The sequence below is a fragment of the Streptomyces sp. R44 genome, assembly GCF_041053105.1.
Taxonomy (GTDB): domain Bacteria; phylum Actinomycetota; class Actinomycetes; order Streptomycetales; family Streptomycetaceae; genus Streptomyces.
On sequence record NZ_CP163444.1, the window covers coordinates 8252623 to 8277826 of the forward strand.

Annotated in this window: 25 protein-coding genes; 17 read left to right on the forward strand and 8 right to left on the reverse strand. The window is 72.3% G+C overall.

All coding sequences use genetic code 11. From position 1 onward, the window contains the following. Positions 1-16: 16 nt before the first annotated feature. From AB5J54_RS38135 to hypE, 11 genes are all read left to right on the forward strand, one after another. Complete coding sequence (locus tag AB5J54_RS38135; protein WP_369148537.1) at positions 17-652, forward strand: DUF5947 family protein; 636 nt, start codon at positions 17-19, stop codon at positions 650-652. Next, on the forward strand, positions 649-1287 hold the full coding sequence (locus tag AB5J54_RS38140; RefSeq protein ID WP_041127340.1) for a DUF6084 family protein: 639 nt from the start codon (positions 649-651) through the stop codon (positions 1285-1287). Before AB5J54_RS38135 ends, AB5J54_RS38140 begins: the two co-directional genes overlap by 4 nt. Then, complete coding sequence (locus AB5J54_RS38145) at positions 1284-2681, forward strand: hypothetical protein (RefSeq protein ID WP_369148538.1); 1398 nt, start codon at positions 1284-1286, stop codon at positions 2679-2681. The genes AB5J54_RS38140 and AB5J54_RS38145 overlap by 4 nt, the downstream gene beginning before the upstream one ends. Next, on the forward strand, positions 2678-3208 hold the full coding sequence (locus AB5J54_RS38150) for a hydrogenase maturation protease (RefSeq protein ID WP_369148539.1): 531 nt from the start codon (positions 2678-2680) through the stop codon (positions 3206-3208). The genes AB5J54_RS38145 and AB5J54_RS38150 overlap by 4 nt, the downstream gene beginning before the upstream one ends. Beyond that, positions 3205-3345: a hypothetical protein gene (locus AB5J54_RS38155; RefSeq protein WP_369148540.1), complete on the forward strand. Its 141-nt coding sequence runs from the start codon at positions 3205-3207 to the stop codon at positions 3343-3345. Before AB5J54_RS38150 ends, AB5J54_RS38155 begins: the two co-directional genes overlap by 4 nt. A gap of 133 nt (positions 3346-3478) precedes the next feature. After that, on the forward strand, positions 3479-3874 hold the full coding sequence (locus AB5J54_RS38160) for a hydrogenase maturation nickel metallochaperone HypA (RefSeq protein ID WP_369148541.1): 396 nt from the start codon (positions 3479-3481) through the stop codon (positions 3872-3874). Between the two features lie 2 nt (positions 3875-3876). Next, complete coding sequence (gene hypB, locus AB5J54_RS38165) at positions 3877-4572, forward strand: hydrogenase nickel incorporation protein HypB (RefSeq protein WP_369148543.1); 696 nt, start codon at positions 3877-3879, stop codon at positions 4570-4572. Beyond that, the gene (gene hypF / locus AB5J54_RS38170) at positions 4569-7007 is read left to right on the forward strand and encodes a carbamoyltransferase HypF (RefSeq protein ID WP_369148544.1); all 2439 of its coding nucleotides are present in this window, start codon (positions 4569-4571) and stop codon (positions 7005-7007) included. The genes hypB and hypF overlap by 4 nt, the downstream gene beginning before the upstream one ends. Positions 7008-7017: 10 nt before the next feature. Then, positions 7018-7335 (forward strand): HypC/HybG/HupF family hydrogenase formation chaperone, encoded by a 318-nt coding sequence (locus tag AB5J54_RS38175; RefSeq protein ID WP_369148545.1) that lies wholly within the window; start codon positions 7018-7020, stop codon positions 7333-7335. Further along, positions 7332-8516, forward strand: coding sequence for a hydrogenase formation protein HypD (hypD, locus tag AB5J54_RS38180; protein ID WP_369148546.1), 1185 nt, complete (start codon positions 7332-7334; stop codon positions 8514-8516). The genes AB5J54_RS38175 and hypD overlap by 4 nt, the downstream gene beginning before the upstream one ends. A 49-nt stretch (positions 8517-8565) precedes the next feature. Beyond that, positions 8566-9606 (forward strand): hydrogenase expression/formation protein HypE, encoded by a 1041-nt coding sequence (hypE, locus tag AB5J54_RS38185; RefSeq protein WP_369149588.1) that lies wholly within the window; start codon positions 8566-8568, stop codon positions 9604-9606. Between the two features lie 2 nt (positions 9607-9608). Here hypE and AB5J54_RS38190 read toward each other — a convergent pair whose 3' ends face one another. Continuing rightward, entirely contained in the window at positions 9609-9839 is a 231-nt protein-coding gene (locus AB5J54_RS38190; RefSeq protein ID WP_369148547.1) for a hypothetical protein, read from the reverse strand. Further along, a complete protein-coding gene (locus tag AB5J54_RS38195; protein WP_369148548.1) occupies positions 9823-10080 on the reverse strand; it encodes a DUF6400 family protein in 258 nt (85 codons plus the stop codon). The genes AB5J54_RS38190 and AB5J54_RS38195 overlap by 17 nt, the downstream gene beginning before the upstream one ends. A 145-nt stretch (positions 10081-10225) precedes the next feature. Between AB5J54_RS38195 and AB5J54_RS38200 the strand changes: the two genes are divergently transcribed. After that, complete coding sequence (locus tag AB5J54_RS38200) at positions 10226-11959, forward strand: SulP family inorganic anion transporter (protein ID WP_369148549.1); 1734 nt, start codon at positions 10226-10228, stop codon at positions 11957-11959. Positions 11960-11972: 13 nt separating this feature from the next. On the opposite strand, the gene AB5J54_RS38205 is transcribed toward AB5J54_RS38200, so the two are convergent. Further along, on the reverse strand, positions 11973-12581 hold the full coding sequence (locus AB5J54_RS38205; RefSeq protein WP_369148550.1) for a DinB family protein: 609 nt from the start codon (positions 12579-12581) through the stop codon (positions 11973-11975). A 33-nt stretch (positions 12582-12614) separates the two neighbouring features. Further along, positions 12615-13889, reverse strand: coding sequence for an MFS transporter (locus AB5J54_RS38210; RefSeq protein ID WP_369148551.1), 1275 nt, complete (start codon positions 13887-13889; stop codon positions 12615-12617). An 89-nt stretch (positions 13890-13978) separates the two neighbouring features. Here AB5J54_RS38210 and AB5J54_RS38215 point away from each other — a divergent pair, with 89 nt between their 5' ends. Then, complete coding sequence (locus AB5J54_RS38215; protein WP_369148552.1) at positions 13979-14956, forward strand: ArsR/SmtB family transcription factor; 978 nt, start codon at positions 13979-13981, stop codon at positions 14954-14956. Between the two features lie 41 nt (positions 14957-14997). Here the strand turns inward: AB5J54_RS38215 and AB5J54_RS38220 are convergent, their stop codons facing one another. Together AB5J54_RS38220 and AB5J54_RS38225 are read right to left on the reverse strand one after the other, a co-directional pair. Then, positions 14998-17934, reverse strand: coding sequence for an ABC transporter permease (locus AB5J54_RS38220; protein WP_369148553.1), 2937 nt, complete (start codon positions 17932-17934; stop codon positions 14998-15000). A gap of 2 nt (positions 17935-17936) precedes the next feature. Continuing rightward, the gene (locus AB5J54_RS38225) at positions 17937-18674 is read right to left on the reverse strand and encodes an ABC transporter ATP-binding protein (RefSeq protein ID WP_369148554.1); all 738 of its coding nucleotides are present in this window, start codon (positions 18672-18674) and stop codon (positions 17937-17939) included. A gap of 298 nt (positions 18675-18972) precedes the next feature. On the opposite strand from AB5J54_RS38225, the gene AB5J54_RS38230 reads away from it, so the two are divergent. The 3 genes from AB5J54_RS38230 to AB5J54_RS38240 all read left to right on the forward strand — a co-directional run bounded on the left by AB5J54_RS38230 (position 18973) and on the right by AB5J54_RS38240 (position 21519). After that, a complete protein-coding gene (locus AB5J54_RS38230) occupies positions 18973-19872 on the forward strand; it encodes a universal stress protein (protein ID WP_369148555.1) in 900 nt (299 codons plus the stop codon). 466 nt (positions 19873-20338) lie between these two features. Next, positions 20339-20794, forward strand: a complete 456-nt coding sequence (locus tag AB5J54_RS38235; RefSeq protein WP_369148556.1) for an Hsp20/alpha crystallin family protein — start codon at positions 20339-20341, stop codon at positions 20792-20794. 215 nt (positions 20795-21009) lie between these two features. Continuing rightward, positions 21010-21519 carry a hypothetical protein gene (locus AB5J54_RS38240; RefSeq protein ID WP_369148557.1) on the forward strand — a complete coding sequence of 170 codons (510 nt, stop codon included), beginning with the start codon at positions 21010-21012 and terminating at the stop codon, positions 21517-21519. A 119-nt stretch (positions 21520-21638) separates the two neighbouring features. On the opposite strand, the gene AB5J54_RS38245 is transcribed toward AB5J54_RS38240, so the two are convergent. Together AB5J54_RS38245 and AB5J54_RS38250 are read right to left on the reverse strand one after the other, a co-directional pair. After that, positions 21639-22295 (reverse strand): CBS domain-containing protein, encoded by a 657-nt coding sequence (locus AB5J54_RS38245; RefSeq protein WP_369148558.1) that lies wholly within the window; start codon positions 22293-22295, stop codon positions 21639-21641. 177 nt (positions 22296-22472) lie between these two features. Continuing rightward, positions 22473-23900 (reverse strand): MBL fold metallo-hydrolase RNA specificity domain-containing protein, encoded by a 1428-nt coding sequence (locus AB5J54_RS38250; protein ID WP_369148559.1) that lies wholly within the window; start codon positions 23898-23900, stop codon positions 22473-22475. A 171-nt stretch (positions 23901-24071) separates the two neighbouring features. On the opposite strand from AB5J54_RS38250, the gene AB5J54_RS38255 reads away from it, so the two are divergent. Next, complete coding sequence (locus tag AB5J54_RS38255) at positions 24072-25151, forward strand: zinc-dependent alcohol dehydrogenase family protein (protein WP_369149589.1); 1080 nt, start codon at positions 24072-24074, stop codon at positions 25149-25151. Positions 25152-25204 lie beyond the last annotated feature (53 nt).

The following is a 25204-nucleotide window of genomic DNA, read 5'->3' on the forward strand; positions in this document are numbered from 1 at the left end:
GCCGCCGAACAGCGCCGTGCGGCCCCCGGCACCCACCGGCCTGCGCCGGTTCACCACTCCCCGCCCGCCCCGCGAGGAGCGCTGCGAACTGTGCGGCGCCCCGCTGGCGGCCGAGGAGCGCCACCCGCATCTCGTCGACACGGACAAGCGGGCCCTGGTCTGCGCCTGCGGCCCGTGCGCGCAGCTCATGGACCGCTCCGCCGCCTCCCCGGGGCGGTTCCGGGCGGTCCCCGGCCGCTTCCTGAGCGACCCGGGCCACCGGATCGACGACCGGGCCTGGGAGTCGCTGCGGATCCCGGTCTCGGTCGCGTTCTTCTTCCGCAACTCCGCCCTCGACCGGCCGGTGGTGCTCTACCCGAGCCCCGCCGGCGCCACCGAGAGCGAACTGGAGGAGGACGCCTGGCGGTCCGTCCTCGACGCCACCCGGCTCGCCGCCCACCTCGAACCCGACGTCGAGGCCCTGCTGCTGCGCCGCCACGAGGGCCGCACCGAGTGCTTCCTCGTGCCGATCGACCTCTGCTACGAACTGGTGGGCCGCATGCGACTGCACTGGCAGGGCTTCGACGGAGGCGCGGAGGCGCGGGCCGACCTCGACGCCCTCTTCGCGCACGTCCGCGGCCTGGCCCGCGAGCCGCAGGGGAGCCGGCCGTGACCGAGTTCTCCTTCAGTTGCACCGACGTCCGCGCCGACGCCTACGCGGCCGGACCCACGCTCGTGTTCCGGCTGCGGATCACCGCCACCGGCGGCACCCGGGTCCACGCCATGGCCCTGCGCTGCCAGATCCGTGTCGAACCCGCCCGGCGCGGCTACGACGACCACGAGGCAGCGGCCCTGGCCGACCTCTTCGGCGAACGCTCCCGGTGGGGCAGCAGCCTCAACCCGGTCCAGTTCGCCCAGGCCTCCGTCATGGTGCCCGGCTTCACCGGCGAGATCGAGACCGACCTCGTCGTGCCCTGCACCTACGACACCGACATCGCCGCGTCCCGCTACTTCCGGGCGCTCTCCGACGGCGACGTCCCGCTGCTCCTGCTCTTCTCCGGCACCGCCTTCACCGGCGCCGGCGGCTTCCACGTCGAGCCCGTCCCCTGGGACAAGGAGGTCTCCCACCGCATGCCCGTGAAGGTGTGGCGCGAGATGATCGACCAGCACTTCCCCGGCTGCGGATGGATCCGGCTCCCGGGCGACGCGATGGACGCCCTGCTCGCCTACCGCTCGCGCCGGGCCCTCCCGTCGTGGGAGGCCACCGTCGAGTCCCTGCTCGAAGCGGCGGGGGAGAGGACACGATGACCACCGTCGCCTTCACCCCCGGCACCGAGGCGCGGTTCGCCGTCGCCCGGCACGTCGCCGACGCCGTCCTCTTCGAGGGGTACGTCCTCTACCCGTACCGTGCGTCCGCCGCGAAGAACCGGCTCCGCTGGCAGTTCGGGGTCCTGGTGCCGCCGTCCTGGAGCGCCGCCGCCGAGGAGCACGACTTCCAGCTCACCGAGTGCCTCATGGAGCCCAGGACCGGCGCCGAACTCGCCGTGGAGGTCCGCTTCCTGCGGGCTCAGCGGCGTACCGTCGAGGAACTCCGCGAGGACGGGACCTTCGCACCGACCGCCGAACTCCGGCTGGCCGACCGGGTCCTGGTGGCCTGGGACGAGGGCGTCGAGGAGCGCGTCACCCTCGTCGTCCCCGTCGCCGAACTGCGGGGCGACGGCACCGCCCTGCCCTTCACCCGCCCCGCCGCCGAGGAGACGGAGGAGGTCGCCGACGCCGACGGACGCGTCCTCGGCCGGCTCGTACGCCGCCGCGAGGAGATCCGCGGCACCCTGCGGATCTCGGCGGCCGAACTCGACGGCCCGTACCGCGTCGAACGCCTCTCGGTCACGGTGGAGAACACCAGCGACTGGACCGCCGAGGGGGACACCGACCGCCACGCGGCACTGCCGTACTCCCTCGTCGCCGCCCACACGCTGCTGCGCATCGACGGCGGCTCGTTCCTGTCGATGACCGACCCGCCGGAGTGGGCGAAGGGTGCCGTCGCCGCCTGCCGCAACCTACACACCTGGCCCGTCCTGGCCGGCGAACCCGGACGCGACGACCTGATGCTCTCCTCGCCGATCATCCTGGAGGACCATCCGGCCATCGCGCCCGAGAGCCCCGGCGCCCTCTACGACGCGACCGAGATCGACGAGATCCTCGCCCTGCGCACGGCGGCCCTCACCGACGAGGAGAAGCGCGAGGCCAGGGGCACCGACGCCCGCGCGGCGGCGGTGATCGAGCTGGCGGACACCATGCCGCCCGAAGTCCTCGAACGCCTGCACGGAGCCGTACGGAGTCTCCAGAGCGTCACCGGGCCCCCGAAGCCGGCCGGGAACATCCTCGAACCGGAGACACCCTGGTGGGACCCGGGCGGCGACACCGCCGTCGATCCGGGCAGCGACCACGTCCTCGTCGACGGACGCGCGGTCCGCGCGGGCAGCAGGGTCCTCCTGCGCCCCCGGCTGCGCCGCACGGACGCCCAGGACCTGTTCCTCGACGGGCGCAGCGCACTGGTCGAGGCCGTCCTCCACGACGTCGACGGCGGAGTCCACATCGCCGTGACCGTGGAGGACGACCCGGGCGCCGACATCCGCCGCGAACAGGGCCGGTTCCTCTACTTCAAGACCGACGAGGTCGAAGCCCTGGAGGACATGTGAACGGCCCCGCGCCCGAGGCCAGGACGCCCGGCACGGCCCGCACCCTCGTGGCCGGGGTGGGCAACATCTTCCTCGGCGACGACGGCTTCGGCGTGGAGACCCTGCGGCGGCTCACCCGCGAGGAACTCCCCGCCTCCGTCGAACTGGCCGACGTCGGGGTCCGGGGCGTCCACCTCGCCTACGAACTCCTCGACGGCTGGGACACCCTCGTCCTCGTCGACGTCACCGCCCGCGGCGGTGAACCGGGGACGCTCTATCTGATCGACGCCTCGGCGGCCGACGACCGCGGCCGCGGCACGGAGCCCGCGCCGCTCGACGGCCACCGGATGACGCCCGACGCCGTCCTCGCCCTGCTCGACACCCTGTGCGCGGGAACCGGGGCCGCGCCGCCACGGCGGATCCTCGTCGTCGGCTGCGAACCGGCCTGCCTCGACGAGGGCATCGGGCTCAGTCCGCAGGTCGCCGCGGCCGTGCCCGAGGCGGTGCGGATGGTGACCGAACTGGTCCGCCAGGAAGCCGTCGTATGAAGACCGAAACGGAGAGCACCATGCACAGGAACGTCCTCGGCGCCGCAGTCGCCGCCACCGCCGCCCTGGCCGTCGTGGCCGTCGTCGTCGCAGTCCTCCCCGACCTCCGGCGCTATCTGCGCATCAGCAGGATGTGACGCACCCGCGGGCCGCCGGCGGCGGCTGCACCGAACGGACGACACCGCCGTCCGGTCCGGCGTGCCGGGCACGCCCCCGCCGCCCCCCGTTCTCTAATGGCGCCCGAGACCCCCGCGCCCAGGACGGAGACCGATGCACGAGATGTCCCTCGCGGTCGCCGTCGTCGACCAGGTCGAGGCCGCGGCGAAGTCCCGCGGGGCCGTCGGTGTCAGCAGCATCGAGCTGGACGTGGGCGAGCTGGCCGGCGTCGTCGCCGACGCCCTCGCCTTCTGCTTCGAACTCGCCTGCGCCGGAACCGTCGTCGAGGGCGCCGAGCTGATCACCCGTACCGTTCCGGGCACCGCGCGCTGCGCACCGTGCGCCGAGGACTGGGCGGTCGGCATGCCGCCCCGGCTGCTCTGTCCCGGCTGCGGCGCCGCAGCCGACGAACTGATCTCCGGCCGTGAACTCCAGATCCGGGAGGTCCGCTGGGCCTGCCCCGAGACGCCGCACGAACGACATCGCCGAACGATCACCGAGGAGAGCTGAGCATGTGCCGAGCCGTCGATCTCCAGCGCGCCGTCCTCGCCAAGAACGAGGCCGCGGCACACATCCTGCGCACCGAGCTGAACGCACGCGGCACCACCGTGATCAATCTGCTCTCCAGCCCCGGCAGCGGGAAGACCGCCCTGCTGGAGCGCGAACTGCGCCTCGCCGGCGAAAGGGGCGTCGGCGCCGCCGCGCTCACCGCCGACCTGGCCACCGAGAACGACGCCCGCCGCCTGGCCCGCTCGGGCGTCCCCGTCAAGCAGGTGCTCACCGACGGCCTCTGCCATCTGGAGGCCGACATGGTCGCCCGGCACCTGCACGACTGGCTGCCCGAGTCCACCCGGCTGCTGTTCGTCGAGAACGTCGGCAATCTCGTCTGCCCCGCCGGCTACGACCTGGGGGAATCCCTCCGCGTGGTGCTCGCCTCGGTCACCGAAGGGGAGGACAAGCCGCTCAAGTACCCCACCGCGTTCGGCCTCGCCCAGCTGGTGATCGTCACCAAGACCGACATGGCCGAGGCCGCGGAGTTCGACGAGACGGCCTTCCGCGCCAACGTGCAGCAGGTCAACCCCGGAGTCGAGGTCGTCCTCAGCTCGGTGCGTGACGGCCGGGGCGTCGGCACACTGCTCGACCGGGCCCTCGCGGTGGCCGAGGGGAACGGTGTCCACACCCCGGCGATGGCACAGGCCGGCGCGTGACCACGGCACGGCCCGAACCCGCCCCCGCCACGGCCCGGCGGCGCAGCCGTGTGGTCGTCCGCGGTGTCGTGCAGGGCGTGGGCTTCCGGCCCTTCGTCTACGCCCTCGCCACCGGGCTGCGTCTGTCCGGTCACGTCACCAACACGGCGGACGGCGTCGTCGCGGAGGTCGAGGGAGCCCCCGCGGACATCGCCTCCTTCTGCGCCCGCCTCGCGCCCGACGCCCCGCCCATGGCCCGGGTGGAGTCGGTCGAGACGGCCGAGGTGACCGCGAGCGGCGGCAACGGATTCACGATCGTGCCCTCCCGCCGGGGCGGTGCCGTCCGCACCCTCGTCCCGCCCGACACGGCCACCTGCGACGACTGCCTCGCGGAGCTCGCCGACCCGGCGGACCGGCGGTATCTGCACCCCTTCATCACCTGCACCAACTGCGGCCCGCGGTTCACGATCGTCACGGGACTGCCCTACGACCGGGTGCACACCACCATGGCCGGCTTCCCGATGTGTCCGGACTGCGCCCGGGAGTACGAGGACCCGGCCGACCGGCGCTTCCACGCGCAGCCCGTCGCCTGCCCCCGCTGCGGCCCCCGGCTGCGGCTGGTCACGACGCCGGACCGTCCGGCCCCCTCCGGCCCCGAGCCGCGTCCTCGCCTCACCTCCGACCCCGGCGACGCCCCCGTCGCCGTCGCGCGCAGGATGCTCGCCTCCGGCGCGATCCTCGCCGTCAAAGGCCTCGGCGGCTACCACCTGGCCTGCGACGCGACGAACCCCGACGCGGTGGCCGAACTGCGCCGCCGCAAGGCGCGCGGTGACAAACCGTTCGCGATGATGGCCGCGGACCTCGCCGACATCGAGCCCCTCGTCCACCTCGGCACGCTCGAACGCGAACTCCTCACCGGCCGCGTCCGGCCCGTCGTCCTGCTGCGCCGCCGCGACGACGCCCGGCCGCGCCACGGGGCCGAGCCGGCGCGGGCGGTGGCGCCGGGCAGCCCGGACCTCGGCTTCATGCTCCCGTACACCCCGGTGCACCACCTCCTCCTCGGCCTCGGCCCGGCGGACCGGGAAGGGCCCCGCCTGCTGGTGATGACCAGCGGCAATCTCTCGGGCGAACCCATCGTCACGGACGACGCGGAAGCGCTGACCAGGCTCGCCGGTCTCGCGGACGCCTGGCTGCTGCACGACCGACCGATCCATGTCCCCTGCGACGACTCCGTCGTCCGCGTCTGCGACGGCGAACAGCTGACGCTGCGCCGCTCCCGGGGCTACGCACCGCTGCCGGTCACGCTGCCCGTCGACGTCGCTCCCGTCCTCGCCGTCGGCGGTGACCTGAAGAACACCTTCTGTCTCGGCGCCGGACGCCAGGCATGGCTCTCCGCCCACATCGGGGACATGGACGACCTCGCCACCCAGCTCGCCCTCGCCTCCGCCGAGCGTCAGCTGGAGTCCGTGACGGGCGTACGACCCGAACTGCTCGCCGCCGACCGCCACCCCGCCTACCGGTCCACCCGCTGGGCCCGCGAACAGGCGGCGGGACGGCCCGTCGTCCCCGTACAGCACCACCACGCGCACGTCGCGGCGGCGATGGCCGAGAACGGTCTCGACGGCACGCGTCCCGTGATCGGCGTGGCCTTCGACGGCACCGGCCACGGTCTCGACGGAGCCGTGTGGGGCGGTGAGTTCCTTCTCGCGGACTACGCCGGGTTCCGACGGTTCGCGCACCTGGCCTACGTACCCCTGCCGGGCGGTGACGCGGCCGTACGACGGCCGTACCGCATGGCTCTGTCCCACCTGCGGGCCGCGGGCCTCGCCGCCGACCGGGCACTGCCCTGCGCGCGCGCCTGTGAGCCCGGAGAACTACCCCTGCTGGAAAGGCAGTTGGAGCGGGAACTGAACTGCGTGCCCACGTCCAGCATGGGGCGCCTCTTCGACGCCGTCTCCTCGATCGTGGGGATCTGCCAGCACGCGGGATACGAGGCCCAGGCCGCGATCGAGCTGGAGGCCGCGGCCCTGCGCGCACCCGCCGAGGCCGAGGACGCGCGCTACGCCTTCCGGCTCGGGGCACCGGAGCCCGGTGACCCGCTCACCGCCGACCCCGCACCCCTGCTGGCGGCGGTGGTCGCCGACGTGCTGGACGGGACCCCCGCGGCCGTCGTCGCGGCGCGGTTCCACCGGGCCGTGGCCCGATGGGTGCGGGTGGTCTGCGCCGCCGCCCGCGACGAGACCGGTGTGGAGACCGTCGCCCTGACCGGGGGAGTGTTCGCCAACACGGTGCTCTCCTCGGCCTGCGCCGAAGGACTGCGGGAGGACGGCTTCACCGTCCTGCGCCACCGTCAGATCCCGCCGAACGACGGCGGGCTGGCTCTGGGCCAGCTCGTCGTGGCCGCCCGGATCACGGACGGGGCGGCCGCCGGCACACCACGACGAGAGCGAAACTGAGGAGACACCCATGTGTCTGGCGGTACCCGGAAGAGTGCTGGACGTCGAGGTCCGGGACGGCACCCGGATGGCCACGGTCGACTTCGGCGGCGTGGTCAAGGAGGTGTGCCTGGAGTACCTGCCGGACCTGAAGCCCGGTGAGTACGCCATCGTGCACGTGGGCTTCGCCCTCCAGAAGCTCGACGAGGAGTCGGCCCGGCGGACCCTGGAGCTGTTCGAGACCCTCGGCCTGCTCCAGGAGGAGTTCGGAGACCCGTGGGAGGCCGCCGAGGCCGCGGCGATCGAGTGGAAGACGCAGGACGACGTGCACGGAGAGGTGCGGCCGTGAAGTACATCGACGAGTTCCAGAACCCGGACCTGGCGGGCCGGCTGCTCGACGAGATCCGGGCGACGGTGACGCGCCCCTGGGCCCTGATGGAAGTCTGCGGCGGCCAGACCCACAGCATCATCCGGCACGGCATCGACCAGCTCCTGCCGCCCGAGATCGAGCTGATCCACGGACCGGGCTGCCCGGTCTGCGTCACTCCGCTGGAGATGATCGACAAGGCCCTGGAGATCGCTTCACGGCCGGGGGTGATCTTCTGCTCCTTCGGCGACATGCTCCGCGTCCCCGGCACGGGCCGCGACCTCTTCCAGGTCCGCGGGCAGGGCGGTGACGTCAGGGTGGTCTACTCCCCTCTGGACGCGCTGCGGATCGCCGAGCAGAACCCCGACCGGGAGGTGGTCTTCTTCGGCATCGGCTTCGAGACCACCGCGCCGCCCAACGCGATGACGGTCCATCAGGCCCGCAAGCGGAACATCCGCAACTTCAGCCTGCTCGTGTCCCACGTCCGCGTCCCCCCGGCGATCGACGCGATCATGCGGTCCCCTGAGTGCCGCGTCCAGGGCTTCCTCGCCGCCGGACACGTCTGCAGCGTGATGGGCACGGCCGAGTACCCGGAGCTCGCGCGACGCCACCAGGTGCCGATCGTGGTCACCGGATTCGAGCCGCTGGACATCCTGGAAGGCGTACGCAGGACCGTGCTGCAGCTGGAGCGGGGCGAGCGCACGGTCGAGAACGCCTACCAGCGCGCCGTGACAGCCGAGGGCAATCCGGCGGCGCAGGCGATGCTGAGCGACGTCTTCGAGGTCGCCGACCGGGCCTGGCGCGGCATCGGCGTCATCCCGGACAGCGGCTGGCGCCTGTCCGCACGCTACCGCGACCACGACGCCGAGCACCGCTTCTCCGTCGAGGGGATCGACACCCGCGAGCCCGCCGAGTGCCGCAGCGGCGAAGTCCTCCAGGGCCTGCTGAAACCGAACGAGTGCGAGGCGTTCGGCACCACCTGCACGCCCCGCTCCCCGCTCGGCGCCACGATGGTGTCCAGCGAGGGCGCCTGCGCCGCCTACTACCTCTACCGGCGGCTCGACGCGGGAACCCCGGGACAGCGGCCTCCCGCTTCGGCCCGCACGGCCTCCGGCACCCCGTCCCCGGTCACCGCTTCCCTGGAGGGCAGCCCCCTTGCCTGACACCGTCAGCACCACCCCGGCGGCCGACGCCGCGCCGCCGGCACCCGACATGCTCGCCTGGACCTGTCCGACGCCCCTGCGCGACCGACCGCGCATCGTCATGGGCCACGGCGGCGGCGGAGCGCTGTCCGCCGAGCTGATCGAGGGCGTCTTCGCCCCCGCCTACGGCGGACCGGCCCTCGCCCACACCACGGACGCGGCCGAGATCCGGATCGGCGGCGCCCGCCTGGCGTTCTCCACGGACTCCTTCGTGGTGCGCCCCCTGTTCTTCCCCGGCGGCAGCATCGGCGACCTCGCCGTCAACGGCACCGTGAACGACCTCGCCATGAGCGGTGCCCGGGCGAGCCACCTCTCCTGCGGGTTCATCCTGGAGGAAGGCGTCGAGACCGACGTGGTTGCCCGCGTCGCGCAAGCCCTCGGTGCGGCGGCGCGCGTGGCCGGCGTCCAGGTCGTCACCGGTGACACCAAGGTCGTGGAGGCCGGCCACGGCGACGGCATCTACATCAACACCTCGGGAGTCGGGCTGATCCCCGACGGAGTCGACCTGCGCCCGCAACGGGTGGTGCCCGGAGACGTGGTGATCGTGAGCGGCCCGATCGGCATGCACGGCGTGGCGATCATGAGCGTGCGGGAGGGCCTCGAATTCGGTGTCGAGATCACCAGCGACTGCGCACCGCTCGGCGGCCTCGTCGAGGCGATGCTCGCCGTCACGCGGGACCTGCACGTGCTGCGCGACCCCACGCGCGGGGGCCTGGCCGCCTCGCTGAACGAGATCGCGGCGGCGTCGGGCACGGGCGTCGTCATCCAGGAGCGCGCCGTCCCGGTCCCCGAAGCGGTCGGCAACGCCTGCGCGGTGCTCGGCCTCGACCCCATGTACGTGGCGAACGAGGGCAAGCTCGTCGCCTTCGTCCCGCGTGAGCACGCCGACGCCGTACTGGCCGCGATGCGCGCCCACCCCCTGGGCGCCGGAGCGGCGGTGATCGGCGAGGCGGTCGAGACCCACCCGGGCATGGTGGTGGCGCGTACCGGACTCGGCGGCACCCGCGTCGTGGACATGCCACTCGGAGAGCAGTTGCCGCGGATCTGCTGAGCTCAGGCCCGGCGGCCGCGTCGCTCACGGGAGGTGTCGAGGGTCCACGTGTGGGTGCAGTTCGGGCACTGCAGGTGGACCCGGGGCCCCTTGTTCGCGATCAGGTAGCGCCAGTGGCTCCGGCAGTTCCGGCGGTCCAGGCAGGTCGCGCAGTCACGGGCGTCGTCGCAGCCGGGACACGCGACCCAGGCCCGGCGGGCCGGGTCGGCGTGGGGGTCAAGCGGAAGACGCACGGCCCGGCACCTCCCCGGGCAGCACACCGGCCGCGACCAGCATCGCGTGCACCCTCTGCTGCTCCTCGTCCAAGCCCGAGTACAGCAGCGCGTGCGCCGCCTCCTCCTCGCGCAGGACGGCCACGGGGTCCCAGTCGGGCCCCAGGGCTGCCATGACCTCGGCACGCCGACGTGCCTCCTCGACGGTGAGGTCGATGCTGAAGCCGACGAGGTCGGAACGAGGACCGGGGTCGTGGTTCATGGGGGTGCTTTCGGGATGAATCGAACAAGTACGCCACCACGTGTACCAGAACGCACGGCACGCACGGAAGGCCCCGACCTGCCTTCGAAAGTCCCTGTGGCGCACCTCATGCCGAACGGGCGGTGGGGTGGGGGAGAGGAGCCTCATGTCGCAGCATGCCCGACCCGGCGGTTCGAGGTGGCACCGTCTGGTACCGGGAGCGCCCGGAATCGCCGTCCTCGCCCACTACCGGCGCTCCTGGCTGCGCGGCGACCTGCTGGCGGGCGTGACCGTCGTGGCGTACCTCGTGCCGCAGGTCATGGCATACGCGACCGTGGCGGGGCTGCAGCCCATCGCCGGGCTGTGGGCGATCCTGCCCGCACTGGGGCTGTACGCAGTGCTCGGCTCGTCGCGGCTGCTGTCGGTCGGGCCGGAGTCGACGACCGCGCTGATGACCGCCACCGTCGTCGCGCCGCTCGCGGCCGGGGACCCCGGGCGATATGCCGTGTGGACGGCCGCGCTGGCGGTCGCGGTCGGGCTGCTGTGCCTGGTGGCGTGGGCGGCCAGGCTCGGCTTCGTCGCCGATCTCCTCTCGCGGCCGGTCCTGGTCGGCTATCTGGCGGGTGTGGCGCTGATCATGATCGTGGATCAGCTGCCGAAGATGACGGGCGTGAGCACCACCGGATCAGGCTTCTTTCCGAAGCTGGTGTCCTTCGCGCAGAGCCTGCCCGAGGCCCAGCCCGCCACCGTCGCCGTCGCTGCCGGCGCCCTCTTCCTCCTCTTCGTCCTTCCCCTCGTCCTGCGTGCGGTGCCCGGGCCGCTGGTGGTGGTCGGGCTCGGAACCGCGGCAGTGGCGGCCCTCGGCCTGGACGAGCACGGCGTCGCCGTGATCGGGGCGGTGCCGGCAGGGCTGCCCCATCCGGCGCTGCCGGACATCGACGAGCTGTCCCGGCTGGTGGTTCCGGCGCTCGGCATCCTCCTGGTGGGCTACACGGATGTGATCCTCACCGCGCGTGCCTTCGCCACCGGCGACGAGGCGGGACGCCTGGACGCCAATCAGGAGCTGCTGGCCCTGGGCGCCGCGAACCTCGGCGCGGGCGTCCTGAGCGGGTTCCCGGTGAGCAGCAGCGCCAGCCGTACCGCGCTGGCGGCCTCCACCGGCGCGCGAAGCCAGGTGTACTCGCTGACCGCAGGCGCGGCCGTTCTCGCCGTACTGCTGTTCCTCAGCCCGCTGCTGAGTCTCACCCCGGTCGCCGTGCTGGGCGCCCTCGTCATCTACGCCGCCGTCAAGATGATCGACGTGGCGGGCTTCCGACGGCTGGCCTCCTTCCGCCGCAGGGAACTCCTGCTGGCCGTCGGCTGCCTGTGCGGCGTGCTGTCCCTGGACATTCTGTACGGGGTGCTGGTGGCCGTCGGTCTGTCGGTGGCCGAGCTCCTGACGCGGGTCGCGCGCCCGCACGATGCCGTCCAGGGGCTGGTGCCCGGCGTGGCCGGCATGCACGACGTCGACGACTATCCGGAGGCCCGTACGATTCCCGGGCTGCTCGTCTATCGCTACGACTCGCCGCTGTTCTTCGCCAACGCGGAGAACTTCCGGCGCCGTGCACTCGCCGCCGTCGCGGAGCAGCCCGGTCCCGTCCACTGGTTCGTGCTCAATACCGAGGCCAATGTGGAAGTGGACATCACCGCGCTGGACTCCGTCGACGAACTGCGTCGCGAACTGTCCGGGCGCGGCATCGTGTTCGCGCTGGCGCGTGTGAAGCAGGACCTGCTCGACGATCTCGACGCCTACGGACTGGCCGAGTCGGTCGGTGCCGATCTGATCTTCCCCACACTGCCCACGGCGGTGGCTGCGTACCGGGACTGGCGCCGCGCTCGGGATGAGGGTTCTCCTGAGTAGGAATCACCACCGTTCAGCCGGTCACTGCGGACTGCAGTGAGGCGGGCGGGGTTTTCCACCACCTGGCGGCCTGCTCGATCTTCGCACGGTGGGCCGCACGGGCTTCCTCGTCGATCTGCCTCTCGTGTTCGGCGCGCAACCCGGTGCGGCCGTCGACGCCCTCGCGCAGGATGTCGGCGTGTCCGGCATGCCGGACGGTCTCGCCGAGGACATGGGTCAGGACGGCGAACAGGTTCGTGTCGGGGGAGGGCTCCGGCCACCACGGCACGTGGCCGGGGGCGTCGAGGGGAAGTGCGTCGATCGTCGCGTCCGAGTGCTCCCACGTGCGCCGGTAGAACCCGATGATCTGTTCGCGGGTCTCGTCCTCGGCCGCCCACTGGTCGCTACCGTCGGAGTCCTGCCACCGGCACAGCGGTTCCGGGGAAGGGCGGCCGAAAACCTCGCCGAAGTACCTGGCCTCGACGGTGGCCACGTGTTTGACCAGGCCGAGGAGGTTGGTCCCGGTCGCCGTCAGAGGCCGGCGGACGTCATATTCGGACAAGCCGTCGAGCTTCCACAGCAGCGCCTCGCGGTCCCGCCGCAGTCTCCCGTGCAGATTGTCCTTCGCGAATTCATCGATCATGTGGCATGAACCTTCCATGGGTTGTTCGTGGTCTCAAGATCCCGTCGAGGAGTTCGGGACGGGGTCCGGGGAGATGGGCGGGCGCCAGGTGAGAATCCAGCCGGCGGTAAGCGCCGCCCCGCCGCCTGCCAGGGCGATTGCGCCGCCTGTTCCGATGCCTGCGGCCACCGGACCGAAGCAGGCCGGCCCGACGCCCTGAAGCGTCATGCCGCCGGAGCCGAGCAGGCCGAAGGCCTGGCCCCGGCCATCCTGCGGCAGGGCGTCCAGGAACGGCCGTTGCAGGCCGAGACCGTAGGCGAATCCGAAGCCGCAGAGCAACAGCAGACAGGACGACACGCCCACTCCGGGCTCGGCAGCGAAGCCGAGCAGCGGCAGTCCCATCAGCGCGACCAACGGGACCACCAGTCGCTCCCGGGTGGACGGCCGTAGCAGTCGACCCACCATCAGGTCACCGACAAGCATGCCGAGCGGCAGACAGCCCATCAGCACCGCGTACCAGCCGGGCGCGAAGTGGCGTCCTCCCGCGTAGGCGACGATCAGGCCTTCCGCGCCCGCTACGAACGCGGGCGGTAGCCACTGGGCCAGCATCAGTCGTCGCACCGCGTGTCCGCGCAGCAGGAGGCCGGCACGGTGCAGGCTCGCCCGGACGGCCCCGCCATCGCCCCGAGCGCTGCCGGGTGTGCCGCTGGACTCTCCCCGTTGCAGCCGGGGCAGCCGGATGCGGACAGCGAGCGCGCAGCCGAGGTAGAGGGCGGCGCTCACCGCGAGCGCCCGGCGCGGGCCGAGTACCGCGACGGTCGCACCTCCCAGTGCCAGGCCGAACAACTGGGCGCCGGAGCCGGCGATGTTGTTCAATGAACGGCCCAGTACGTAGGCGTCGCCCTCCAGCGACTGCGCGACCAGCCGGCTCGACGCGCCGCTGAACACCGGTGTGGCGAGGGCGACCAGCGCCACGACACCGAGGCTTGCCGCGATCGGCATCCGCACCAGGGCGAGCAGCAGGGCGGCGGCGCACTCCAGGGCGTAACCGCCGGCGATGAGCGCGCGGGGCGGCAGTCGGTCGGCCAGCGAGCCCAGCAGCAGCGAGCCGAACAACTGCGGGAGAAAGCCGATGCCGAAGGCCAGTGCGCTCAACAGCGCGGAGCCGGTGGCCGCGAAGACCAGCACCGAGAACGTGGTGATCCGCAGCGCGTCCGCGGTGATCGCGACGGTGCGGGTCGAGAAGAGCAGCCGGAATCGCGGCTCGGCCAGCACCTCCCGGTAGGTGACACGCGGGTTGACCTGCGCGGGTTCGGCGGTTGGGGTCATGACGCCCAGCCTCGCCGTGTGTCCGCACCACTCACCAATGATTCGTCGCTGGACGAATGTGAACAGACGTCCCGCGATAACATCGCAGGGTGCTCCGCTTCGAAGTCTCCGTCGAGGACCTGCTGCGCAGCCGCTTCGCGCTGTCACCCGCGCTGGACCTCTGCCTGCTGCTGCGCTCGCTCGTCGGCCAAGGCCCTCCGATGCCGCGAGCCTGGGCCGCTCGGCTTCTGCCGGCCTTCGAACGGCTGCGCCGCGAGACCGAACTGGACGCCGCCCTCGCTCTGCAGGCCCCGCAAGGCGGACCGAACTTCGTCGCCCCGCCCCCGCGCGGCCTCAACCAGACCTGGGCAGACGACCTGGCCGTGATCCGGGCCACACCGCTGGAAGCGGCCCGCCGTGAATTCGCCACCACCGCGACCGGCCCGTCCGCCCGTGATCCCCGCGTACGCGCGGTGCTGGACTCGACGGACGCCGTCTCCAGGATCGCCGAGGCGATGGACCAGGCGTGGCACGAGCTGCTCGCCGCGGACTGGCCGCAACTGCGCGCGATCTGTGAGCGCGACGTCGTGCACCGGGTGGGTGTGATCGGCGAACACGGATGGGCCACGACCATCGAGAGCCTGCACCCGGGCATCGCCTGGCGCGCGGGCGGTATAGAGATCGACTTCTTCCGAGGCGGAACAGTCCGCCTCGCCGGTGACGGGCTCCTGCTGATCCCTTCGGTCCTCGTCGGGCACATAGCCGCCCACATGGATGACCCCTGGCCCAGGACCTTGGTCTATCGTGCCCGCGGCACCGCCGCCCTGTGGGGAGAACAGGAGACCGTCCCCCAACCCGACGCGCTGACCGCCCTGGTCGGCCGGGCCCGAGCCCGGCTGCTGTGGGCACTGGACGCCCCGGCCAGTACCAGCCACCTCGCCCGAAGCCTCGCCATGGCACCCGGCGCGGTAGGAGACCACCTCGCCATCCTGCGGGGCGCGGGGCTGCTCGTCCGCGCCCGGTCCGGACGGTCGGTGCTCTACCGGCGCACCCCGCTCGCCGAGGCACTGATCGCCGGTTCGGGCTGAGGGCTCAGGTCAGCACCGCTGCTTGAGGCGAGAGGTGCCCGTCATTCGGTGACGCGGACCGCGAGCGCGGGGCGGATGGCGGCGGCGCGGCGCGCCGGTCCGATCGTGGCCAGGAGCGAGGCGACGAAGGTGGCCGCGGCGAGGCCGAGGATGCTGGTCCATTCGACCGGGAATCCTCCTTCCAGGCCTTCGAACGCGGCGCTGTTGCTGTACATGAGCCAGGTGGTGAGCACGCCGAGGAGGGATCCGAGGACGATTCCCTCCAGGGCGATGAAGGTGCTCTCCCACAGGAAGGACCGCTGTACGGTCCGTGCGCGGAAGCCGAGGGCCCGCAGGATGCCGATGGTGCGGCGGCGTTCGCGTACGGCCCGGACCATGACGACGCCGAGGCCGGTGATGCCCACGCCGAGGCCCAGGGCGAGGAAGCCCTGCATGAGGCGGAAGAATGCGGTGCTGGAGTCGAACTGGCGGCGGATGTCCGACTCGATGGGCGTGGCTACCAGGCTGGCCTTGAGCTGCTCGCCCTGCAGGCGGGTCGCCAGGGCGTCGGGGGAGGTTCCGGCGGTGGTGCGCACCAGTGCGGAGGCGTTCTGCGCCTGGGTGCCGAAGAGCTCGCGCGTCGCCTGTTCTCCCATCACCACGGGGTAGGTGGTGGAACTGGCCCCGGTGCCCGGGTAGAAGACCATCCCGTTGCTGAGCACGCCGGCGAGGATCTTCTGCTCGCTGCGGCCCGTCCGGGGATCCGTCACGGTGAGGGTGTCGCCGGGGTCGTAGTAGTCGCCGGCGGGGCCACCGGTGCTGCCGAAGAAGCCGTCGAGCACGACGTAGCGGGGGTCGGAGGCGAGGGCGTGCCAGACCGCGGCGTCGTTCGTCAGGCCGGGCAGCCGCTCCCGGAACGTGATGCCGCTGATCGCCCCGTCGGGCACTCCGACGACGGCCGTGTCCAGCGGCTGGGGGCTGCGGTGTCCCGGATCGGTGGCCCGCGCCGCGGCGTTGAGCAGCGGGGTGACGGCGGCGACGTCGGCTGCCGAAGGGCCGCGCGTGAGATCGGCGACGAGTCGGTCGCCGGCGACCTGCGGGTTGTAGTCCAGTCGCAGGGAGTAACCGGCGGTGGCGTCGGCGACGACTCCGTCGACGCCCGCGCGGAGGATGCCCGAGATCTCCGTCAGGAGGACGAGGACGAACACGATCAGGGTGTACATCACCAGCGTCGCGCCGGTCCTGAATCGTTTGGCCAAGGGGTACGCGACCGCGAGGCGTGCCGCCAGACCACCCTCCGTCGGGCGCTGGAGGAGTCGCCGTACGGGGCGCAGCAGCGTCTTCTGGTTGTCGCTGACGAGCACCACGGCGGAGAAGGCGGCCAGGGCGCCCTGGATGACGTACACGGACATCGAGGGTGCGTCGAAGATCCGGGGGCGTATGACGGGTGCCAGGAGCGTCCAGGCCAGAACGGCTCCCGCGACCAGGGTCGTGACCGTGTGGCGGGGGAGCACGCGCAGCAGTGCCGGAGCGGCGAAGGCGAGGGCGAGCGCCGGCATGAGGTACGTGGCGTCGGGCTGGCTGCGCGACACGGCAGGCACGGCCACGAACGCGCACAGGACGGCGAGGGTGGTGGAGGCCACGAGCAGACGGCGGCGCGGCCGCTGTCCGGGCGTCGTCGGGAGGTCGCGGATGGCTGCGATGATGTTGAACCTGCTGATGCGCACGCTGGTCGCCAGGATCGCGGCGAAGGCGATGAGCAGGCCCATGGCCAGTCCGTTGAGGACGCTGGTGGGGGTGACGTCGAACGCGATGCGGAGGCTGCTTCCGCCGACCGACCAGCCCTGGAAGATCTGCGCGGCCACCACGGCGACGCCCCAGCCGACGGCGACCCCGATGGCCACGCCCGGCAAGGCGGACAGCAGCGCGTAGGTGGCCCCTTCGAGGGTGAAGGACCCGACGAGGCGCGAGCGCTTCATCCCGACGGCCCGCACCATGCCCATCTGGGACTTCCGCTCCTCGCCGAGCATCACGAAGATGTTCACCAGGAGCAGGGCGCCCGCGATGATGCTGAAGCTGCCGATCATGAGGAACAGCGCTCCGAGGGAGTCCCCGGCCTGCTTCGCGTCCCGCAGGACCGTGTGCTTCGGCGTCTCGATCGCCGACTGGTCGGCGAGCGGGCCCAGAGCCTGCCGGATGTCGGCGGTCACGCGGTCGGTGAGGGCTTCGCCGCTTTCGACGCCGCCTCGATTGGAGACAAAGGTGACCGCGCGCGGCTCCGCACCGGCGACGTGGGCGGCGGAGTCCAGGGCCTCCGGTGGCAGGAAGACGTCGCGGTTCAGCCTGCCGCCGAGGCCCACACCGGCCAGACCCCGCTCCGGCACCACACGTTCGACCCGGTACGTCTGCGGCGTCCCGAACAGATACACCGAGATCGGGTCGCCGGTGCCGATGTTCAGGGACCGGGCCAGCGGCTCGTTGACCACGACCTGGCCGGGCTTCGGGTCCGGTCCGCCCAGACCGGAGTCACCGGCCCGGGAGCCGAAGCGCGACGCCTCGTCGAAGTTCATCTGCCAGGCCAGGACGCGCGGTTCGGCGACCGTGCGGTCGTCGGCCGTGCTGACGGCCGATGCCTGGGTCGCCCGGGCGTTCAGGACTCCGTCGACGTCGGGATCGTCTGCCAGGCCGGCCAGCCGTTCGGTGACGGCGCGGCCGGTCGGCCCCGGGGGCGCGACGACGCGCTCGTCCACCGGTCCCAGGGTGCGGTACGCCTCCTGCCGTACGGAGAAGTTCAGGGTGTCGCCGACGACCAGGGCCCCGATGACGATGGCCGTTCCGAGCATCGATCCGCCGATCACCAGCGCCGCCTCGGTGCGCCGACGGGCGACCTGCCGGAAGGCCAGGCGCCGTGACACCGGCTGCCGGAGGGCGACCAGCAGCAGGGCCGCGAGGGAGAGCGCGAGGGCGGCGAGCAGCGGGACGAGGAGGTTCGGGTACATGGTCAGCCCATCGGGAGGTCCCGGCTCACCACCGGGGCGGTGACGGCTTGGCGGACGTCGTCGACCAGTCGCCCGTCGCGCATGCGGATCAGCCGGGGGACGCGTGCGCCGATGGCGCCGTCGTGGGTGACCAGGACGATCGTCTGGCCCTCGTCCCGGTTGAGCTCGCACAGCAGGTCCATGACCTGGTCGGCCATCGCGCTGTCGAGGTTGCCGGTGGGTTCGTCCGCCCACACGATCGCCGGGCGTCCGGCCAGGGCGCGGGCGATGGTCACCCGCTGCTGTTCGCCTCCGGACATCTCGCTCGGCCGGTGATCGACGCGGTGAGTGAGGCCCACCCGGTCGAGCATGGCCAGCGCCCTGCGACGTGCCTCACCGGCCCGGGTGCCCACGAGCAGCAGGGGCAGTTCGACGTTCTCCACCGCGGAGAAGACCGGGATGAGGTTGAACGCCTGGAAGACGAAGCCCATGGTGTGGGCCCGGTGCTCCGTACGCGCCGCGTCCGACATCGCGAACAGGTCGTGGCCGTCGACCTCGACCCGACCGCCGTCGATGTCGTCCAGGCCCGACAGGCAGTTCAACAGGGTGGTCTTCCCGGAACCGGACGGTCCCATGACGCCCACCATCTCCCCGTGGCGCACGAGGAGATCCAGGTCGAGCAGGGCGCCGACCTCGACGGAGCCCGTGCGGTAGATCTTGCTCACGCCGGTGGCGACGAGGAGTGCCCGGTCGGTGTCCATGCCCTCCATACCAACCTCCGGAAGGAACGGGAGGCTACGGCCACCCAGGCCCCGGCAAGGGGCCGAAGGACCCAAATCGCCGGGTCGCCGAACCTGCTGCGATCGTGTCGCCGCGGGCGGCAGCGGCAAGGGCCGAAAGGGGCACGTCAGGACCCGGCCAGCCCTGGCACGGACCCTCGACCGGTGCTTTCCTGAGGGTGAGGAGGGGCCCGCCCCAGGGACGCGGGGCTGTCCAGGGCCTGCCGCCCGGTGTGAGCGTGGCAGCAGGTCACCACTCGACCGGAAGGCGGTGGACACGATGGAATCGCCCCTGGTGGTAGGAGTCGACGGGTCCGACGCCAGTCTCACGGCGTTGGACTGGGCCGTCGACGAAGCGGTACGGCACGGGCTTGCCCTGCGGATCGTCCACGCCTCGATGTGGGAGCGGTACGAGGGAGTCGTCCCGGCCCGGGGCACGGAACGGCCCTCGGGCCAGGTCCTCGCCGAGAACATCGCCGGCACCGCGGCCGAACGCGCTCGGCGCCGTGCGCCCGACCTGCCCGTCACCACGGATGTCCTTGCCGAGGACGCCTCCACCGGGCTGCTCAGGGAGGGGCGGGAGGCTTCGATCCTCGTCGTCGGATCCCGTGGGCGCGGAGAGTTCGCGGACCTTCTGCTCGGCTCCGTCAGCCTCGTCGTGGCCGCCCGGGCCAACGGCCCGGTCGTCGTCGTACGTGGGGACCGGCAGGCCCTGGAGGCACGCCACGGGCGTGTCCTGCTCGGCGTCGGCGAGCACGACGTGGACGCGCCGGCTGTACGGTTCGCCTTCCGCGAGGCGACGGTCCGGGACGCGGAACTCGACGTCGTCCGCGCCTGGCGACGACCGGCGCATGGACCGGCCGACCACCTGCCGACGAAGCGAGCCGGGGCAGCCCACCTCGTGGAGGAGTCCACCGAACTGCTCGACAAGGCCCTTGGGACCGCGGCGTCCGAACATCCCCGGGTTCGCCTGCGCAGGAGCTCGGTCGAGGGCCCCGCCCACACGATACTGACCGAGCGCTCGGCCGCCGCCGACCTGCTGGTCGTCGGGGCACGGCGCAGGGACGGGCTCATCGGCCTGGAACTCGGCAGGGTCGCCCACCGGGCCCTGCACCACGCCTCGTGCCCGGTCGCCGTCGTACCCCAGGGGCGTTCCGAGAGCACGGAAGGAGAGGCGTGACGAACACCCCGGCGACCGACGCGCTCCCCGCCCGGCACGCCGTGCGGCTCTGCAGGCCGGGCGTGATCGAAGAGGTCACCATCGCCGGTCAGTAGTGCTTCCACCGAGGTCCAGTCCGGTGAGCTCGACGAACACTTCGTCGTCGACGTCTTCCAGACCGGTAGCGGCACCAACACCGACATGAACGCCAACGAGGTCGCTCGGTAGCGGACGTCGCCACCGCCGAGTGGACGCGGACGGAGATCTGCGGCTGACAGCACCGGAGCCGTGGCGCCATGGGCCGGTCGGTCCAGGTGCGGCCCGTTCGGCCCCGTAGGACAGCCCCGTTGGACGCTGCGCGATGTGACCTCGCGGGCGGACGATGGGGTTACGGAGTCGGACCGGCCCGTGACCCGGTCCACCGCCCGTCCGTACCGACTCGGGTCCACGACGACCGTCCGAGGGCCCCGGAACGAGGAGCAGAACAATGGCCGGAGGCAGGGTGGAACGCAGGCACAGCCTCTTCCCCGACTTCAACGACTGGTTCGACCGGGAGTTCCCGGGGCTGCCCGGGTGGCGACCCGCGACGGCCGCGCACTCCATCCCGGTGGAGGTGACCAGCGGCGCCGACGGGTACGTGTTGCGGGCCGAGCTGCCCGGGATGGACCCCGACGACTTCACCCTCACCGTCGACGACAACCTGATCACGGTGAGTGCGGAGCACAGCGAGAGCGAGGAGGGCAAAGAGCACTCGGAGTTCCGCTACGGATCCTTCCGCCGGACCGTGCGTCTTCCGGCCACGATCCCGGCCGACGACGTCGAGGCGTCGTACGCGGACGGCATCCTCACCGTCCGCATCCCGATGCCCGAAGAGGAGACCGGCGCCGCGCGCACCATCCCGGTGAAGCGAGGCGGCACCCCACCCGAGGGCACCACGCCGTGAATCCCAAGGGGAGACTTCCGCAACCGGGCACGGATCCAGGAGCGGACCCATCCATCGGAACCGACCTCGACGCCAGGTGCTGACAGGTGTCGCCGGCCTGTCAGGGCGGCCACCCCACCCAGAGGTGCGATATGGACCACCACAAGCGGTCGGAACCGCGACTCACGCCGTCCGGGCGTGGACCTGGCGGACGCGCCGCTCTGATCCTCGTCCTGATGATCTCCCTGATCTGCGGTGCCGTGGCCGCCGCGAGCCTGTGGAGTTCCGGAGCCAGGGCCGACCGTGAACTCGCCGCCCACCGCCATCAGGTGCGGGCGACCACCACCGGGCCGGCCAAGGATCCGCCCGTGGCCACCCGGTTCGGGTCGACACCGAGCTCCGTCGCGCCCGCGGTCTGGGAACAGCCCGATCACGTCCGTCGGTCCGGCACCGTCCACGTTCCTCCGCGCACGCCCCAGGGCGTCACGGTGACGATCTGGGTGGACGACACCGGCACCCCCGCTCGCCCCCCGGGCAGTGCCGCCGACCGTGTGCTGACCTCGATCTCGGGCGGGGTCGTCGCCACGGCCGCCGTCGGAGCGATGGGGGCCGGCGCGCTCCTCCTCGTACGACGGCGGACCGAAGTCCGCCGGCTCGCGGCTTGGGAACGGGAGTGGGAACAGGTCGAACCCGTGTGGTCCGGTCGCTTCCGCCGGGGGCGCGCTCCGGGGGCCGACGACGACTGACCGCGCGGCGCCTTCAGCGGCGAGCAGCCACGACTTGACCAGCCACAGCGCCGGCGGGCAGCGTCGCCGACGACCGTGGGGGTCGTCAGATCCGCGACACTCCGGTGCCCCATCGCTCGTCATCTGCCCACGCCCTCGGTGGTGAGCTCGCACCGTACGTCCACCACGCCTTCGACAGCCCGCGCCAGGCGTTCCGCGAGGGGGATGCGGGAGCTGTCGCGCACGGTGCCGGACAGGGTCACGACACCGCCGTCGACACGGACGTCGACCTGGGAGCGAGAGAGGGGGAACAAGTGCTCGATGACCTCGCGGCGCACCTCGGCGGCGAGGTCGTCGTCCGTCCGGAGGAAGACCTTGAGGAGGTCGGAGCGGCTCACGATCCCCTGGATCGTGCCGCTCCCGTCGACGACCGGCAGCCGCTTGACGCGATGGGCGGCCATGAGGCGTGCGGCCTGGGGAAGTGATGCCTCGCGGCCGATGGTGACAGCGGGAGTGGTCATCAGGTCGTCGGCCCGGCGAGAGCCGGCCCTGGCCGTGGCGTCGCCCCTGCGCAGCTGCTCGACGAGGCCGAGGCGGTGGTCGTGGAACTCCTCCTTGAGGAGCAGATCGGCCTCGGAGACCACTCCGACGACGCGGCCCTCGCCCTCGACCACGGGCACGGCGGTGACCTTCCACCGCTCCATGGTGGTGACGATCTCCTTGAACTCCGCGCCGGGCAGGACGGCGACGACCTTCTTGGTCATCACGTCGGCGACGGTGAACGGCTGGGTGGTCATGACTCTCTCCTCAGCGGGCGTACGCGAGGGTTTCCGCGCCGACGCGCGGGATGAGGCGGTCCGGAGCGTCCGAGTGGTGCTCATGGTGTCCTCCAGCCCTTCCTCACATGGTCCCGCGCGGCGGGCGGGCACGGGGAGGGCCGCGCAGGTCCGATTGGCGCGGCCGAAGGGCCCGCCTCAGCGGACCAGGACGGCCTCCCCGGAGCGGGGGACGACGGCCGTCCAGCCCAGTTCGTGGTCGATGCGGTCGCGCAGTGCCTCGGACGCGGCCGGTTCGCCGTGGACGAGGTAGGTGGTGTGCGGGGGAGGGGCGCCGCGCAGCCAGTCGATGATGTGGCCGGCGTCGGCGTGGGCCGAGAAGTGGGGGACGTCGGCGACCTCGGCCCGTACGGGCACGTACTCGCCGAACATCTTGAGCGTCCGGGCGCCGTCCACCAGGTCCCGTGCCCGGGTGCCGGCCGCGGCGAAGCCGACCACGAGGACGGCGTTGCGCGGATCGGGGAGCAGTCGGTGGAGGTGGTGCAGGACGCGGCCGCCGGTGGCCATGCCGGCCGAGGAGACGATGACGGCGGGGCCCTCTGCCTCGTTGATCTCGATGGAATCCTGGACGGTGCGCGCGGCGAGGAACGGCGCGGGGCTCAGCGCGGCCTCTCCCTCGGCGAGGATCTCCGGCCGCAGCTCGGGGGAGCGCTCGCGCACCGCGTCCCGGTAGACGTCGAGGGCGGCCAGGGCCATGGGGCTGTCCACGTACACGGGGACCGACCGGGGCAGGCCGCCGGTGTCGCGCAGCCGGCTCAGTTCGTGCAGGACGACCTCGGTACGGTCGATCGCGAACGCCGGGATGACGATGGTGCCGCCGCGGGCGAGGGCGCGGGAGATGACGGCGGCGAACTCGGACCGGGCGGACTCCTGGTCGTGGCGCCGGTCGCCGTACGTGGACTCCACGAGCAGCGCGTTCGCGCCCGAGAACGGCTCGGGCGGCAGCAGCAGTGGGTGTCCGGGCCGCCCCAGGTCTCCGGAGAAGGCCAGGGTGTGGCCGTCCTCCAGGGTCAGGTGCGCCCACGCGGAACCGAGGATGTGTCCGCCGTGGTGGAGGGTCAGCCGGTTGCCGGCCATGATCTCGACGTCCTCGCCGATCGGGACGGGGTCGAAGTACGCCAGCGTCTTCTCGACGTCGGAGTCGTCGTAGAGAGGCTCGGCCGGGCGGTGCTTGGACCAGCCGTGCTCGTCGGCGTGCCGGGCGGCCTCCATCTGGAGGCGGGCGCTGTCGCGCAGCACGATCCCTGCCAGCCGGGCGGTGTGGGCGGTGGTGAGGATCGGTCCCCGGAAGCCTTGCCGGACCAGACGGGGCAGGTAGCCGCAGTGGTCCAGATGTGCATGGGTCACCACCACGGCGTCGAGGTCGGCGGCGTCGCGGGCGAACCGCTCCCAGTTGCGCCGCCGCAAGGTCGCGAAACCCTGGAAGAGACCGCAGTCGAGGAGGATCCGGGCATGGTCGCTCTCGACCAGGAACTTGCTTCCCGTGACCGTACCCACCCCGCCCAGGAAGCTGAGCAGTGCCGGTCGAGAGGCGGTGGGAGCCGGGTTCGGGGCTGTCTCGGACATGGCCAGCCCTCCTTCTGTGGGGGCCGGTCTCCACCCTCGCATCCGGCCGGCCGATCCAGAGGGTCCGAGCGGGTCCTTTCGGGGGCCGACCGGCTCATGCGCCGCAGGGGGGCTCCGCGGAGCCTGGTGCCGAGGACCGTAGCGATGCGCGACAGGAAGTGGGTGGACGCCATGAAGGCACTCGTCTTCCAGGGACCGGGCCGTATGGACTGGCGGGATGTGCCCGATCCGGTCATCAAGGACCCTGGCGACGCGATCGTGCGGGTCGACGTGGTCACCATCTGCGGCACGGACCTGCACATCCTGAAGGGGGACGTGCCGGAGGTGACGCCCGGCCGGGTCCTCGGGCACGAGGCGGTCGGCACGGTGGTCGAGACCGGAGGCGACGTCCGCACGGTGCGACCGGGCGACCGCGTCCTGATCTCCTGCATCTCCGCCTGCGGCAGGTGCCGCTTCTGCCGTGAAGGCCGCTACGGGCAGTGCCGGGGCGGAGGCGGCTGGATCCTCGGCCACACGGTCGACGGCACCCAGGCGGAGTACGTCCGGGTTCCTTTCGCCGATCTGTCCGTCCACCCGCTGCCGGAATCGATCGACAGCTTCGACGCCGTCCTGCTCGCCGACATCTTCCCCACCGCCTACGAGGTCGGCGTCCTGAACGGCGCCGTGCGCCCCGCCGACACGGTGGTCGTCGTCGGTGCGGGCCCCATCGGTCTCGCCGCCATCGCCACCGCCCGGTTCTACAGCCCGGGACGGATCGTCGCCGTCGACCTGGCCGAGTCGCGGCTGGCCGCTGCCCGCACCCTGGGCGCGGACGCCACCGTGAACGCCGCCGAAGGCCCGGAGCAACTGGTCACGGACCTGACCGACGGCCTCGGCGCCGACGTCGTCATGGAGGCCGTCGGCGTCCCCGATGCCTTCGAGATGTGCACACGGATGGTCCGGCCCGGCGGCAGGGTCGCCAACATCGGCGTCCACGGCAAGCCGGCGGCCCTCCACCTCGAAGACCTCTGGATCAAGGACGTCACCATCACCACCGGACTCGTGGACACCTCGTCCACGCCCATGCTGTTGCGCATGCTGGCCGGCGGGCGGCTGCCGTCGGCAGAGCTGGTCACTCACCGCTTCGAGCTGGGGGAGATGGAGGAGGCGTACGACGTCTTCGGCAGCGCGGCCGAGACCGGAGCCATCAAAGTCGCGCTGGGCGGCCCGCAGCACACGGTCGTGAGCTTTCCCGACCCGCCGCTGGCCTGATGAAAGGCCCGGGGTCTCGGCCGCCGGACGGTGTCGTCCGCGACACCGACGCG